The organism is Bradyrhizobium sp. McL0615 (assembly GCF_049993905.1).
Classification (GTDB): Bacteria; Pseudomonadota; Alphaproteobacteria; order Rhizobiales; family Xanthobacteraceae; genus Bradyrhizobium.
Genome location: NZ_CP188254.1, coordinates 3,499,168 through 3,514,127, shown reverse-complemented (window position 1 = coordinate 3,514,127; position 14,960 = coordinate 3,499,168). Strand labels below are relative to the sequence as shown.

Genomic DNA, 14,960 nt, shown 5'->3' with positions numbered 1-14,960 from the left:
TCCCGTACCACCAGCCTTGTCGGACCGATGCCGGACCCGCTGACGCGCGGGCTCAGGACGTCTGAAGCTGCGCGCCGGCTGCCTCGATACCGGCGGGATCGACCGCTGTGCCCATGTCGATGGCAGCGACCTCGCCATTGAGGACGCGATGCGCCTTTTCCCGGTCGATGTCGCCTTCCCACGAGGCGACGGCAACCGTGGCAACGCAGTTTCCGACATAGTTGCCCAGTGCGCGCGCAATACCGATGAACCAGTCCACCGACAGCAGCAGCACCAATCCGATGGCCGGAATGGCCGGAATGGCCGCCAGTGTAGCGGCAAGGACGACAATGGCCGAGCCCGGGACCCCGTGAGCCCCTTTCGAGGTCAGGAGCGCAATGCCGAGAATTGCCAGCAGATCACCGGTGGCCAGCGGCGTGTTGGTGGCCTGGGCAATGAATACGGCGGCGAGCGTCAGGTAGATCGAGAACGCATCCAGATTGAACGAGTAGCCGGTCGGGATGACCAGGCCAACGGTCGACGGCTTGATGCCAAGGAGTTCGAGCTTCCGCATGGTCTGCGGAAGCACGCTGTCTCCGGCCGCCGTGCCAAGAACAATCGTCAGCTCCTCGCGCAAATAGCGGAGCAGCTTGAACAGGCTGAGGCCGCACAAGCGCATCACCGTCCCCAGCACGACGACGACAAAGATCGCCACGGCCACATAGAACAGGGCGACGAGCCCGCCGAGCTGCTTGAGCGAGCCGATGCCATATTTGCCGACGGTAAAGGCAATTGCCCCAAAGACGCCGAGCGGCGCCAGCCTGACGACGAAATTCATCATCTTGAAGACGATGTCGCTGACGCGTCCGATGAAATCCGCCACCGGCTTGGCCCGCTCGCCGCACAGCGAGACGGCGCAGCCGAACATGATCGAGACGATCAATACCTGCAGGATGTCACCGGTCGTAAACGCACCGACCACGGTCGAGGGAATGAGTTTCATGAGGAATTCCGAGACGCCGCCGCCGGCAACCTGGGCTGCCGTCTGGCTGAAGCTGCTCAGCGCCTTTGCATCCAGCGTCTTCGGATCGATGTTCATTCCAACGCCGGGCTCGAAGTAATAGGCGAGCGCAATGCCGAGCATCAAGGCGATGGTCGTGATGACCTCGAAGTACACGAGCGCGCGTATCCCGACCCGTCCAACCTTCGAGAGATCTCCGGCCGCGGCGATGCCGTGCACGACGACGCAAAACACGATCACGGGAACCAACATCTTGATGAGCTTGATGAAGCCGTCGCCCAGCGGCTTCATCTGAAGCGCCAGATCAGGATAGGCCATGCCGAGAGCAATACCCAGTCCGAGCGCAATGACGACCTGGAAGAAGAGCGACTTGAATATATTTGGCACGACATTCCCCGCTTGGTTGGCGTTTCCATTCAATGCGGCTTGGTCGGCTCACGGCCGATGCCGCTATTGTTCTTGACGGCGCCTTTGACGCTTCGAAACCGGCCGCTCGCGCCACCCCGCTGTTGCCCGGCCGCACTGCCCCCGCCTGCCCGCCTCGATCCCCGCGACACGGCACCTCGGCCCCGGCCCAGCGACCGAAGCAGCATTTCCCATCATTCGTTGACCATGCCGGGCCAAGTGTCCAATATATAGAACGACACGATCAAGAGGTTTTTGCTATGGATCTCCGTCAACTCAGATATTTCATCGCCGTGGCCGAGGAGCGCAGCTTCACTGCAGCGGCGCGGCGGTTGAATCTTTCTCAACCCCCGCTGAGCCAGCAGATCCAGGCACTCGAAGCTGCGGTGGGGGCGCAGCTTCTCCATAGAACCAGTCGCAGGGTCGAGCTGACGCAGGCCGGTGAAGCGCTTCTCACGCGTGCCCGCGCCATTCAGCAGCAGATCAAGCTGGCGGAAGACGAGGTCCGCGCGATTGGCGCCGGGCTCATCGGCTCTCTCGATGTCGGAGCGACAGGCTCAATTCTCCGCGGACGGCTGGCCGATCTGCTGGCTGCCTACCGGAAGGAGGCTCCTGCGGTGAAGATGACGGTACATGAACAGGCGCCGGCCTTGCAGATCGCAGCCCTTCTCAATCGAACGACGAACATCAGCCTGAACCGCAGCATTCCCACCGAGGACGCCTTGAGCAGCGAACTCGCGTGGACGGAAGAGGTCGTGGTGGCCATGCCGAAAGCCCATCCGCTCACCCGGCGCAAGCACATCGCCCTCGGCGACCTTGCGTCGGAGGACCACATCGTCCTGCAACCGGAGAGCTCCCAGTTCGCAAGCTATATACAGAAATGCTGCATCGACGCCGGCTTCCTGCCGCGGGTCTCCCAGCAAGTCGTCGATGCGCAGTCGGTGCCCAGCTTGATCGCCGCGGGTTTCGGGGTTGCGCTGGTTCCGCAATCCATCGCCCGTTTCACGACCGACGAGATCGTGTTCAGACCCATCAGGCCCTCGCCGCCGTCCGCCGACGTGTTTCTGGTGTTCAGAAAGGACGAGACGTCGATGGTGGTGCAAAATTTCATCAATTTGGCGCGTCGTTTCCTCCGGCAGAAGCGGAATTCGGATCACCTCGCCGGCAGATGATAAGATAGACGGGAACTCGGCGAGCACGCGATAACGTTGCCACCTTTCAAGGCATGCAGAATTACATGTAACTTGCCGCAAGGAGCAGAAGCGACTGTCGCCGCAGCCGCGGAGGGCGATCGGCGTCGGGGCAACCGCCGTGCGCCGAAACTTCCGTTCAACACCAAAAGTACGGTGGTCATCATTGGAGAGAAACGTGATGGGACGCTTGCTTTCAGTCAATGTTGGGTTACCACGCGACGTCACCTGGCAAGACAAGACGGTCCATACCGGCATATGGAAGACGCCGGTTGAAGGCCCGCGCATGGTACGCCGTCTCAACATAGACGGCGACGGACAAGGAGACCTGGTGGGCCATGGCGGCGAACGTCGGGCCGTATTTGTCTATCAAATGGATTCCTATCGGTATTGGCAGAACCATCTGGGACGAAACGACTTCACCTATGGGCAGTTCGGAGAGAACTTCACGGTCGATGGCCTGTCAGATGCAGAGGTGTGCATCGGAGACCAGTATCGGATCGGCGGTGCATTGTTTGAAGTGACGCAGCCGCGCGTCACCTGTTACCGACTAGGCATCCGCATGAACGAGCCGGAAATGGCCGCGCTGGTGGTCAAGCACGGAAGACCCGGCTTCTATTTTCGTGTGCTGGAGGAAGGAGAAGTAAAGGCCGGCGACGAAATCGCGCTGGTCACCTCCGGGCCCGAGCGCATGAGCGTGGCCGAGATCGATGCGCTGCTCTACATGCCGGGTCATCCCCGCGACGAGCTGGAGCGCGCGCTGCGCATCCCGACGCTGAGCGTCGGGTGGCGTCGTTCCCTCGAGGCGCTGCTCACCCAAAAGCGCAAGGGCGGCGCGACAACAGGAAACGCCGGGCTCACTGCTGCGTCCGGCCCGCCGCCGGCGTGGCGCGGATTCCGCCCGCTTCGCGTATCGCGCAAGGTGCGCGAGAGCGGCAACGTGATTTCGCTGATACGGACGGACAGCCTATCGCCGCCGCGCTCCCCGGACAGTTTGTCGTGTTGCGGCTCGGGCCGACATCTGCGCCTGTGCTGATGCGCAGCTATTCACTGTCAGGGGAGCCTGGCGCCGCGTACTATCGCGTGAGCGTCAAGCGGGAAGCCCATGGCGCGGCCGGCGCCTACATAGACGACGAGCTCCAGGTTGGCGACATCGTAGACGCAAGTGCGGCGCGCGGCAGTTTCACATTACGGCCGGGCGACACACCCGTTGTTTTGCTGAGCGCCGGGATCGGAGTGACGCCGGTGCTCGCGATGCTTCACGCGCTGGCGGCCGAAGCATCGACGCGGGAAACCTGGTGGCTATACGGAACCCGTAACAGCCGCGAACATCCCTTTGCCGAGGAAACGCGCGGCCTGCTCGCAGTGCTTCCCTACCGCCACAGCCGCATTTGCTACAGTTCGCCCGATCCCGGGGATCGTCTCAATGTTGATTTCGACGATCCTGGTCGCCTGGATATGCGCGTGCTCCAACGGCTTAATTTGCCACGCAATGGTGATTTCTATATCTGCGGACCGTCGAGCTTCATGAGCGACCTGACCGCCGGGCTTGCAACCTTGGGCGTAGCGCCAGATCGCATTCACACCGAAATGTTCGGCGCCGGTCCGTCCATCACGCCAGGCGTCATTGCTTCGACGCGCCGACCGCCGCATTTGCCGGCGGGACTTCTTGGCGCAGGAGCGCTGGTTTCGTTCGCCCGTAGCGGTCTCAGTGTCCGCTGGGGACCAACCTTCCGCAACTTGCTCGAGCTGGCCGAGGCTTGCGACGTACCTGTGCGGTTTGCGTGTCGAACCGGCGTCTGCCACACCTGCGAGACCGCACTTGTGGCGGGGACGGTGAACTACCGGCCGGACCCGATCGATGCACCGGCGGACGGCAATGTGCTGATCTGCTGCGCGCAACCCGAGGGCGACGTCGTGATTGATTTGTGACGGTCGAAGCCATTTGGACCCGAGGCACTGCTGATCGATCACTGTTCTTTCGATTGCGGCGTTTGCCTGCGCCAATATACTGGCGCTCGTCGCTGTGTGACTTGGATGACAATAACGCTTTGGCTTTCTGCAGGAGTGATGTGCGTGGCTGATATCGCGGCGACAAAGGATGAAACTCATGATCCCCGGCTGAACTGGGCCGCGCTTTCCCAAGCCGAGCGCGACGCGGCCTATGACAACAATACGGCGGTAAAGAACAGCGCAGCGCTGATCGCCGAAAGAAACCAGATGTCCGAAACGCTGCGCGCCAGCCGGGAATCCTTTCTTGACGTACCTTACGGCGACCGTGAAAGGACAAAGGTTGATCTCTATCCGGCCGCCGAGAAGGCCGCGCCCTGCCTGGTATTCCTGCATGGCGGCTATTGGCAACGCAATTCGCGGGAAGTGTTCGCCATGCTGGTCGAAGGCGTCGCAGCCCACGGCTGGTCGGTTGTCATTCCCGGATATTCGCTGGCGCCCGACGCGTCCCTGACAGAGATCGTGACGGAGATATCCCGGTCGCTCGATTGGCTGGCGCAGAACGGAGAATCATACGGCATTTCCGGGCCCGTCGTGCTTTCGGGCTGGTCGGCCGGCGCCCACCTCGTCGCAATGGCGCTCGATCATCCCCGCGTCGCCGCGGGACTGGCGATTTCCGGCGTGTACGATCTTGGGCCCATCCGCGATACGGGCCTCAACAATGCGCTGAAGCTAACCAGCGCGGAAGTTACGGCATTATCGCCGCTTCGCCTGCCCGCCGTCCACAAGCGGCTCGACATCGCCTACGGCACGGCCGAACTGCCGGCGCTGGTTTTCGATTCAATCAAGCTTCATGAAATGCGAGCCGCCGCTAACGCGTCCGGCAAGCTCTTCCCGATCGAAGGCGCGGACCATTTCAGTATCCTCGCGGAGTTGCGACACCCCGACGGTGCGCTTGTCGATATTGCCCGCAAGCTCGTAGCCTAGGTCCGAGGCGACTTGATCGCGCCTGCATCGATCCAGACCTGATCATCCCTGATCCGGACCGGGTATAGAAGCAACGGTCGGCTCGGCCAGCCATAGGAAATCCGGCCGTTACGGAGATCAAACGAGGCCGCGTGACGCGGACAGAACAAGCGCCCTCCCGACAGGTGTCCGGCGCTAAGGTCAGCCTGTTCGTGCGGGCACATCCGCTCGCAGGCGACCGCGCGTCCTTCGCTCCAGATCAGGATCAAATCGACGCCCGTGACGCGGACGCAGACGATCGTTTGCGAAATCAGCCGGCTGAGCCCGCAGACCGGCATCCATTGCCCATCGCTCGACACCACCGCCGTTTCGGGCCGCTCATCCGCCAAGATAGGCCTTTCGCACGTGCTCGTTCTCGATCATATCGGCCCCCGGTCCCGACAGAACGATGCGGCCGCCTTCCAGCAGATAGGCGTGGTCGCACATCTCGAGCGCCGCAAAGGCGTTCTGCTCGACCAGCAGCACCGTCGTCCCGGCATCGCGGATGCCGCGGATGATCGCAAAGGTTCGCTCGACGATGTTGGGCGCGAGCCCAAGGGAAGGCTCGTCGAACATGATCAGGCGTGGGCGCGACATCAGCGCCCGGCCGATCGCTAGCATTTGCTGCTCGCCGCCCGACAGGGTGCCAGCGGCCTGCCGCTTGCGGTCCGCCAGGCGCGGAAATTCGGCATAGATGCGATCGCGGTCCGCCGATATCCCGGCAGCACCGCTGCGCAGATACGCTCCCATGTCGAGATTTTCCTCGACCGTCATGTGGGGAAATACCCGCCGTCCTTCCGGACAATGCGCGATTCCTGAGGCCACGACGCGCGGCGGCTTGGCGCCCGCGATGTCCTTGCCTTCGAACAGCATCGACCCGGAACGCGGCGCAACCAGCCCGGAGATCGCTCGCAACGTGGTGCTCTTGCCGGCGCCGTTGGCGCCGATCAGGGCGACGAGCTGCCCGGCCTTAACCTCCAGCGAAATACCGCGCAGCGCCGTGACGCCGCCATAGCCACACACCATGTCGCGGATCTCAAGCACGTTTTGCTCCCTGCCCGAGATAGGCTTCGATAACGGCGGGATCGTTCCGGATTACGTCCGGTGAGCCTTCGGCAATGATCCGCCCATAATTGAGCACCACGATCCTGTCGGAGACGCTCATCACCATCGGCATGTCGTGCTCGACGAGCAGGATGGTGACGCCGCGGTCGCGGATGTTGCGGACCAACTGCACGAAGGTGTGGGTTTCCGAGGCGTTCATGCCCGACACCGGCTCGTCGAGCAGCAGCATCGACGGCTCGGCCGCCAGCGCCAGTGCCACCCCCACAAGGCGCTGCTCGCCGTAAGACAGCGAGCCCGCGAGATCGTGGGCACGACGTTCGAGGCCAACCCGTTCGACCAGTTCGCTGGCGCGCTCCTTTAAGCGGCGCTGCGCAGAACGCGCGCGCGGCAGGCCCAGAATCGCCTCCAGCAGACTCACCCTGCCCTGCCGATGCAGCCCGACCAGCAGATTGTCGTAAACAGTATCGTTCGGAAACACACTGGTGCGCTGGAAGGTGCGGATCAAGCCGAGATCGGCGATCTGGTGCGGCTTCAATCCGTTGAGCGCCGTCCCGCGATAGCTGACGGCGCCGTGAGTCGGATCCAGGAAGCCGGTCACGACGTTGAAAGCCGTTGTCTTGCCGGCGCCGTTGGGTCCGATCAGGCTGACGATCTCGCCCTCGCCGACCGTAAAATTCATATCCGAGAGCGCAACGAGTCCTCCGAAGTGCACGGCGACCTTTTCCACGCTCAATGCCGTCGAGGGAGCTGTCATCACGCATGCTCCTTGGCGTCGCGCTCGGAGAAGGCAACCGGCGCAACCGTCTCGGCCCGGGTTCGCGGCTTCGCAAACCGTTGCGCGAGCGACGGTACGATGCCGCGCGGCAATACGAACAGGATGACGATCAGCACGCCGCCATAGGCGATCCATTGCGCCTCCGGCGCCATGATCGGGCGCAGGAACACCGGCAACAGCCCGAAGATCATACCGCCGACGACAGGCCCGGCCAGCGATCCCTTGCCGCCGGTGATGACCATGATCACCATCGTCACCGTGTTGATGAAGGCAAACACCTCGGGATCGATGATCCGGATATAGTGCGCGTAGAGACTGCCGGCTGCCCCCGCGATTCCGGCCGAGATCACCGCCGCCAGCGTGAGCGTCTTTGTCACATCGATGCCGACGGATACTGCCAGCGTTTCGTTTTCCATCAGCCCGCGCATGGCGCGGCCGAAATGCGAATGAACCAGGCGCGAGATCAGGATATAGGTGACAACCGCAACTGATAGCACGAGGTAATAGTTCTGCAGCTTGGTGCGCAGCGTCAGATCTCCGAGACCCGGCAATCCGATCGTGATCGAGGGAATGTTGGTCAGCGCGAGCGGGCCTTGCGTCAGCTCGACCCAGTTCAGCGCCACCAATCGCACCACTTCGGCAAAGGAAATCGTCACGATCACGAAATAGGCGCCGCGCACGCGAAACGACAGCAGCCCCACCAGATATCCGCAAAAACCCGCAATGACGATCGCCAGTGCAAAACCGGCGATCGGCGGCCAAGGCTCGTGAACGATGCGGAAGCCGAACGGCAAGCTGGCGTCGAAACCAAGCGACGTCAATGCGCTGACATAGGCGCCGATGCCGAAGAACGCGATATGGCCGAGGCTGAGCTGGCCGGTGAACCCCAGCAGCAGATTGAGGCTCATCGCGCCGATGATGAAGATGCCGGTCGTGATCAGCGCGTTCATGAGATAGGGATCGCGCAGCCAGAGCGGCACCGATGCGAACGCGACGATTGCGAGAATGGCGACTCCTGCCCTCATCCGACGCGCTCCGAGCGCGCGAAAAGGCCGGTCGGCTTGAAGATCAGAACCGCGATGATGATCAGAAAGCCCATGGCGTCGCGGTATCCCGAGGAAACATAGCCGGCGCCCAATTCCTCCGCCAATGCCAGGATGAAGCCACCAATGACGGCACCAGTGATGTTGCCGAGCCCGCCAAGGATTACGATCGCGAACGCCTTGACGGCGGCAAGATCGCCCATCTGCGGGAAGATGACGTAGACCGGACCGAGCAGCGCGCCTGCCGCGGCGGCAAGGCTCGACCCGATCGCGAAGGTCGAGGTGTAGATCAGGTCGACATTGACGCCCATCAACGAGGCAGTGTCCTGATCCTGGAACGTCGCCCGCATCGCACAGCCGAGTTTTGTTTTGTTGATCAGCAGATAAGTGACGACGATCAGCAGCGCCGCAGCGGCCAGCACGAACAGCCGCAGCCACGACACCGAGACCGGGCCCAGCACCAGCGGGGCCTCGGGGAACGGCGTCGTCACCGATTTCGCGACGCCACCCCATATCCACAAGGCACCGGACTGCATGGCAATCCAGGCACCGATCATGACAAGCATGGTGGTATCGATGTCGGAGCCACGCAGCGGTCGCAGCAAGGTCAGTTCGATCGCCGCTCCAAGAAGCCAGCCGGCGACAACCGCGAGCGGCAGCGCCAGGAAGAAATTAATCCCGAGCTGATGCACCACGATGAACATGATGTAGGCGCCGAACGTGTACAGCACCCCGTGGGTGAAGTTCACCACGTTCATGATGCCGAAGATCAGGGTGAGACCGATACCCAGCAGCGCATAGGTGCCGCCAAGCACCAGCATGTTGATCAGATGTTGCAGAAACTCGTTCAAGGTGGCTCCCGGATATCCTGATGCCGTCGAGGGCCGCCGTCCGCCGCGGCCCCCGAACAATCAGTAACGTGACGTCAGAGCGTCTTCATGCCGATCTTGCCGTCGGTGATTTCGATCAGATAGACGTTGGGCTGGCTCTGGCCGCTCTCCTTGCCTTCGGGACCGGACTTGCGAAACACGATGTCGCCGTTCAGACCCTTGATGTTGATATCCCACAGCGCCGCCTTGATCGCGGCAGGCTCCGCCTTGCCCGCCTTCTCGATCGCGGCTGCCGCGGTACGGATGCCGTCATAGCCACGAAAACTCTCGGTGCAGCCGGCGAACTCGAAGCCGCGCTTCTTCCATTCGGCGATAAAGTAGTTGGTCGCCTCCGGGTTCGGGGTCTTGTCGGGGAACCAGGGCAGGAAGGTCGTCAGGTGCATGGTGCCGTTGGCGGCGGCACCGGCCTGCGCGATGATCTGGTCCGGATTCTGCGAGCCGCCGGTGGTGATGATGCGCTTCTTAAGACCCAACGCCGCCGCCTGCTTGAAGATCAGCGTCAGCTGGTCCACCGCCGTCGTCACGATGATGGTCTCGGAATCGGTGCCCTTCAGCTTGGAAAGCTGCGCGCTCATGTCTTGCGCGCCCTGATCCATGGTCTCGACGGCCCCGACCGTGATCCCCTTCTCCTTCATCATCTTGCCGAAATCTTCCGCGGTGCCGCGGCCCCAGTCATTGTTGATGACGAGGAAATCGACCTTCTTCAGTTCGAGCTTGTCGACGATCCCCTTGAACGCCGCGGCCTCGATCGCCGACGGCGGCGAGATGCGGAAGATGTAGGGATTTCCGGTCGTGGTGATCTTGCCCGACGAGGAGGTCTCGACCACCATCGGCGTTTCGTATTCCATCAGCTTGGGCATCACGGCCAGCGTCAGGCTTGAGCCCCACGCCCCCATCAGGACCGGCACCTTGTCGCTCGTGATCAGCTTTTCGGCGACGGCGGCTGCTTCCGTGGGATTGCTCTTGTTGTCCTCGATGACGAGTTCGAGCTTCTTGCCGAGAATGCCGCCCTTTGCGTTGATCTCATCGGCCGCGATCTTGGCGCCATTGACGACGTAGGTGCCGGATGCGGCGAACGCACCCGTCAGGGGCTCGTTGACGCCGATCTTGATGGTTTGAGCGTTGGCGGCACCACCCAGCAAGGCGACCGCCAGCGCTATCGTCGGAACAAGTCTGAAAGTCCGTATCATGTGGTTCTCCAATCTCTCGCTGTTCATCTATCCGCAGTCCAAACTTCGCCGTTTCCGCATCACGCGGAGACTTTGATCCATCACGTCGCTCCATCATTCTTGGATGAGAAACGACCAATCCAACCCGCAACCCGCGCGCGCAAAAGACCGAACACCAGCGCCATTCCGTTCAGCTCAGCCGCCGTGGCGTCACCCGGCGGCGTACCCGACAAGCGGCGGTCGAGATTGCCGGCAAACTCTGCGATCAATCGCGCCGCGAGATCGCGCACCAGCCCCGGCCTTCCGACCTGCGCCAGCATCCCCGTGAGCGTGTACCCGATGGAAAGATCGACGCGCGTCCCTTGCTCGATCGGCACCAGCCGATAGCGGATTTCGCCCTGCGTCGAAGACCGGCTGCGCCGGTCGTTACCGATGCCGACAATGCGGCCGGACATGTCGGCGGGGTTTCGCTCGACGCGTGCGGCGCCCTGGAATGTCGCGGTGATCGGACCGATCCTGACCCGGATCGCACCTTCGACGCGCTCGGACTTCGGCGGCGCCGTCAACGAAGCCCCGGGAAGACAGGCTGCAACGGCTGCGACATCGTCGAACATCGCAAATACCTTCTCAGGCGGATGCGCGACGCTGAATTGCTGCTCCAGGACCGTTGCCGGGATGAAATCCGGAATAGAAGGGACCGAACCGACCGCCTCGGGCGACGTGGGTTCGCTCCCCGACCGCATGGGTTCGATCCGTTCCGCGCCGCATCGACCTGAGCCAACGGGGCCCAGTATCTTTCGTCCTCCGTCCGGCATCGGCGCGATATCGCGCGCACGCCGCGCTTCGATCACGGACTGGACCGCCCGCACGATGCCGACATAGCCGGTGCATCGGCACAGATTGCCGCTCAATCCGACGCGGATCAGGCGCTCGTTGGCTTGCGGCAGGCGCAGCACCAGATCACGCGCGGAGACTAGCATTCCCGGCGTGCAATATCCGCATTGCAGCGCATGCTCGCGGGTGAAGGCAGCGCGAAGTTCCGTCGTGACGCCGTCCTCATCGAGGCCTTCGATCGTGGTGACCTCAGCCCCTTCGCAAGCCACCGCATAGGTAATGCATGAGCGCGCCGGGACGCCGTCGAGCAGCACAGTGCATGCACCGCAGACGCCGTGTTCACAGCCGAGATGCGTACCGGTCAGGTCGAGTTTTTCACGGACGAAATCCGCGAGGTTGGTGCGCGGCTCGGCCACGGCCTGCACCGCGCGCTGGTTTACGGTGAGTGCGATCATGTTCATGCGTCGGCCTCACGCACCGCACGCTTGAGCACACTCACATGAATATGGCGATGCGCCGCGTTCGAGACGCCCGCCTTTGCCAGCAGGACGTCAGCCACGCGCGCGTCAAAACGATCCTTGTAGTCGCCGGCAATGCGTCCGCCGAACAGCTCTGCAGCATTGGTGATGACGATCGGCGCGGCATCGATCGCACCGATCACGACACGGGCGGTTGCAGCGCTTGGATCGATCAGGATGGCGCCGATCGCATGGGCGAATTCGCCGGTCTTACGGCAACTCTTGGCGTAACCCCAATGCGCCGAGGCCGGCATCGCCGGGACGTGAATGGCCTCGACGATCTCGCCATCACGCAGCACAGATTCGAGTGCACCGACGATGAAATCCTCCATCGCCACCATGCGCACACCCGCGCGGCTTCGCAGCGTCAATTTCGCACCCAGCGCCGACAGCGCGGATACCCAGTCTGCCGCGGGATCGGCGTGGCTGAGGGATCCGCCAACCGTGCCGCGATTGCGTACGGCGCGGTAGGCGATGTTGGTGGCCACCTCCTGCATGGCGCCGCGCGTGACGTCAGGAATGCGACCATCCTCGATGTCGGCATGGGTGACGCAGGCCCCGAGCACGAGTTCGTCGCCGCGACGCTCGACCTGCTTGAGCTCGGCAAGCCCGCTGATGTCGACGATCAACTGCGGCTCCACCAGCCGCAGGTTGAGCATCGGTCCAAGCGACTGCCCGCCGGCAATGATCTTGGCGGATGTTTTGGCCTCGCCGAGCACGGCAAGCGCCGCCTGCAGATCGCGTGGACGTTCGTAGCCGAAAGGCGCCGGTTTCATGCCGCCGGCCTTTCTGCGTCGCGTGCGGCCAGAACGGCCTCGACGACGCGATAAGGCGTGATCGGCGACTGCATCAGCTCCACGCCGAGCGGCCGAAGCGCGTCGTTGACGGCGTTGGCGATCGCTGCCGGCGGCGCGATCGCGCCGCCCTCGCCAATGCCCTTCACGCCAAACTGGGTGTAAGGCGACGGCGTCTCCATGTGATCGAGACGCGGCGCAGGCACCTCGGTGGGCCCAGGCAGCAGATAGTCGGCGAGCGTCGTCGCCAGCGGCTGGCCGGACGCGTCGAACGGCATCTCCTCGTATAGCGCGGTGCCGATGCCCTGGGCGAGGCCGCCATAGATCTGGCCGTCCACCACCATCGGATTGACGAGAACGCCGCCGTCTTCGACGATGACGTAGTCGAGGATCTCGACCTCACCGAGATCCGCATCGACCGCAACGACCGCGGCATGGGCAGCATAGCTAAAAGTTCCGGAATCGCGCTGTGGTTTGTAGCCGGACGTTACCTCGAGCCCGCCCGGATCGACGTCGGCCGGCAGATCCTGCGGCCGGCGGTACCAGGTGTGGGCGATTTCCTGCAAGGTGACGCTGCCGTTGACGCCGCGAACCTCGGCGTTCTGCAGTACCACCGCAGCCGGATCGTGCTGCAAAAGTTTGGCGCCGATGCGTCTGGCGCGCTCACCCAGTTCTCGGCAAGCGGTTGCGACCGCGCCGCCCGCCATCACCATCGAACGCGATCCCCAGGTGCCGGTCGAATACGGCGTCATCGCGGTATCGCCGAGGATGATACGCACCTTGGCGACATCGACGCCCAACATCTCATGGGCAACTTGGGCCAGCGTCGTCTCCATGCCCTGCCCATGCGAATGCACCCCGACCCTGAGTTCGAGGCCGCCATCCGGCGTCAGCCGGGCGGACGCCTGTTCGTGACCGGGCACCATCGGAATGCCCCAGCCGGAATAGACCGACGTGCCATGCGCGGCCTGCTCACAATAGATCGAGACGCCGACGCCAATCCGGCGCCCGTCCGCCTCGCGGTTGCGCTGACGTGCGCGTACGCCTTTGACGTCGATGGACGCAAGCGCCCGTCGCATCGCCTCGGGATAATCACCGCTGTCGAAGTGCTTGTTGGTGATGTTATCGAACGGCATCTGCTCCGGCCGCACCAGATTGCGCAGGCGCACCTCGCCCGGCTCCAGTCCGGCTTCCGCCGCGACCAGGTCGAGCATCAGTTCAAGTGCAAAACAGACGCCGGTGCGGGCCACACCGCGATAAGGCAGGATCGGACACTTGTTGGTGGCGACCGAAAACGTCCGGCAACGATAGGCCGGCATCAAATAGGGCCCCGGCAGGATGCTGGCGACCTGTGCCGCCTCAAGGCACGCCGAGAACGGATAGGACGAGTAAGCGCCGGAATCGACAGTCGCTTCGCAGTCGATGCCCCGCAGCCGGCCGTCGCGATCGGCATAGACGGTGATCTTGTAGTGATGTTCGCGGCAGTTTGAGCTGGCGGTGAGATGCTCGCGGCGATCTTCGGTCCAGCGCACAGGATGGCCGCGGCGCATCGTCAGCCAGGAAAGACAGACTTCCTCCGGCAGCAGGATGCCCTTGTGCCCGAAGCCGCCGCCGACGTCGGGGGAGACGATACGGATTCGGCCTTGCTCCATGCCGAGGCACTCGGCAAGCCCGCTGCGCGTGATGTGCGGCATCTGGGCCGAGGAATGGAGCGTGAGCTGGTCGAGGCGGTGATCGAAGGTCGCGACCACGCCGCGCCCCTCGAGCGGCGACATGCACTGCCGTGCGGTCGATATCTCGCGCGACACCTTGATCGGCGCATCGAACGCTCTGGAGATGTCGACCTCGAAATTGGTTTCGAGAAAGACGTTGTCGCCCCAATGCTCGTGCACCAGCGCCGAACCCGGCTCGCGGGCCTTTAGCATGTCATAGACCGCGGGAAGCTCTTCGAGATCGAGCGTCACGGCCGCTGCAATGTCCTCGGCCTCGGCACGAGTCGGCGCCACGCACATGGCGACAAGTTCGCCGACCTGGCGCACCTTGCCGGTGGCAAGCACCGGTTCCTCGGAAATCTTGAATCCCGGCAATCCTGAAACTGCGCGGATCGGATTGACGCCGTCGAGATCCGCCGCGGTGAAAACGCTGCCGCGATAGCGCTCCGGCACATGGATGCCGCGGATCAGCGCATGCGCCAAAGGGCTGCGCACAAACGCAACGTCCTGCAGCCCGGCGAGGCGGATGTCGGCCACGAACTGGCCACGGCCCCGCATCAGCCGATCGTCTTCCTTTCGCGGCAGCCGCGCGCCAACGCCTTGTCCGGCG

The 14,960-nt window shown here is 63.2% G+C and carries 12 protein-coding genes and 1 pseudogene; 3 read left to right on the top strand and 10 right to left on the bottom strand.

The window, feature by feature from the left end; genetic code table 11:
* Positions 1 to 52 precede the first annotated feature (52 nt).
* A complete protein-coding gene (dctA, locus tag ACPPVP_RS16610) occupies positions 53 to 1,387 on the bottom strand; it encodes a C4-dicarboxylate transporter DctA (protein ID WP_426536093.1) in 1,335 nt (444 codons plus the stop codon).
* Between the two features lie 278 nt (positions 1,388 to 1,665).
* Here dctA and ACPPVP_RS16605 point away from each other — a divergent pair, with 278 nt between their 5' ends.
* The 3 genes and pseudogenes from ACPPVP_RS16605 to ACPPVP_RS16595 all read left to right on the top strand — a co-directional run bounded on the left by ACPPVP_RS16605 (position 1,666) and on the right by ACPPVP_RS16595 (position 5,532).
* Positions 1,666 to 2,577, top strand: coding sequence for a LysR substrate-binding domain-containing protein (locus tag ACPPVP_RS16605; RefSeq protein WP_426536091.1), 912 nt, complete (start codon positions 1,666 to 1,668; stop codon positions 2,575 to 2,577).
* 199 nt (positions 2,578 to 2,776) lie between these two features.
* Positions 2,777 to 4,527 (top strand): annotated as a pseudogene (locus tag ACPPVP_RS16600) (MOSC domain-containing protein).
* Between the two features lie 144 nt (positions 4,528 to 4,671).
* Positions 4,672 to 5,532 carry an alpha/beta hydrolase gene (locus tag ACPPVP_RS16595; RefSeq protein ID WP_426536089.1) on the top strand — a complete coding sequence of 287 codons (861 nt, stop codon included), beginning with the start codon at positions 4,672 to 4,674 and terminating at the stop codon, positions 5,530 to 5,532.
* Here ACPPVP_RS16595 and ACPPVP_RS16590 read toward each other — a convergent pair.
* The 9 genes from ACPPVP_RS16590 to ACPPVP_RS16550 all read right to left on the bottom strand — a co-directional run bounded on the left by ACPPVP_RS16590 (position 5,529) and on the right by ACPPVP_RS16550 (position 14,908).
* Positions 5,529 to 5,900: a Rieske (2Fe-2S) protein gene (locus ACPPVP_RS16590; protein WP_426536087.1), complete on the bottom strand. Its 372-nt coding sequence runs from the start codon at positions 5,898 to 5,900 to the stop codon at positions 5,529 to 5,531. The two genes, ACPPVP_RS16595 and ACPPVP_RS16590, sit on opposite strands and share 4 nt — an antisense overlap.
* Positions 5,890 to 6,594, bottom strand: coding sequence for an ABC transporter ATP-binding protein (locus ACPPVP_RS16585; RefSeq protein ID WP_426536085.1), 705 nt, complete (start codon positions 6,592 to 6,594; stop codon positions 5,890 to 5,892). The genes ACPPVP_RS16590 and ACPPVP_RS16585 overlap by 11 nt, the downstream gene beginning before the upstream one ends.
* Positions 6,587 to 7,369, bottom strand: coding sequence for an ABC transporter ATP-binding protein (locus tag ACPPVP_RS16580; protein WP_426536083.1), 783 nt, complete (start codon positions 7,367 to 7,369; stop codon positions 6,587 to 6,589). Before ACPPVP_RS16580 ends, ACPPVP_RS16585 begins: the two co-directional genes overlap by 8 nt.
* Entirely contained in the window at positions 7,369 to 8,415 is a 1,047-nt protein-coding gene (locus tag ACPPVP_RS16575; protein WP_426536081.1) for a branched-chain amino acid ABC transporter permease, read from the bottom strand. Before ACPPVP_RS16575 ends, ACPPVP_RS16580 begins: the two co-directional genes overlap by 1 nt.
* Complete coding sequence (locus tag ACPPVP_RS16570) at positions 8,412 to 9,284, bottom strand: branched-chain amino acid ABC transporter permease (RefSeq protein WP_426536079.1); 873 nt, start codon at positions 9,282 to 9,284, stop codon at positions 8,412 to 8,414. The genes ACPPVP_RS16575 and ACPPVP_RS16570 overlap by 4 nt, the downstream gene beginning before the upstream one ends.
* A gap of 74 nt (positions 9,285 to 9,358) precedes the next feature.
* On the bottom strand, positions 9,359 to 10,513 hold the full coding sequence (locus ACPPVP_RS16565) for an ABC transporter substrate-binding protein (protein WP_426536077.1): 1,155 nt from the start codon (positions 10,511 to 10,513) through the stop codon (positions 9,359 to 9,361).
* Positions 10,514 to 10,593: 80 nt separating this feature from the next.
* The gene (locus ACPPVP_RS16560) at positions 10,594 to 11,787 is read right to left on the bottom strand and encodes a xanthine dehydrogenase family Fe-S subunit (RefSeq protein WP_426536075.1); all 1,194 of its coding nucleotides are present in this window, start codon (positions 11,785 to 11,787) and stop codon (positions 10,594 to 10,596) included.
* A complete protein-coding gene (locus tag ACPPVP_RS16555) occupies positions 11,784 to 12,620 on the bottom strand; it encodes an FAD binding domain-containing protein (protein ID WP_426536073.1) in 837 nt (278 codons plus the stop codon). Before ACPPVP_RS16555 ends, ACPPVP_RS16560 begins: the two co-directional genes overlap by 4 nt.
* The gene (locus tag ACPPVP_RS16550; RefSeq protein WP_426537897.1) at positions 12,617 to 14,908 is read right to left on the bottom strand and encodes a xanthine dehydrogenase family protein molybdopterin-binding subunit; all 2,292 of its coding nucleotides are present in this window, start codon (positions 14,906 to 14,908) and stop codon (positions 12,617 to 12,619) included. Before ACPPVP_RS16550 ends, ACPPVP_RS16555 begins: the two co-directional genes overlap by 4 nt.
* Positions 14,909 to 14,960 lie beyond the last annotated feature (52 nt).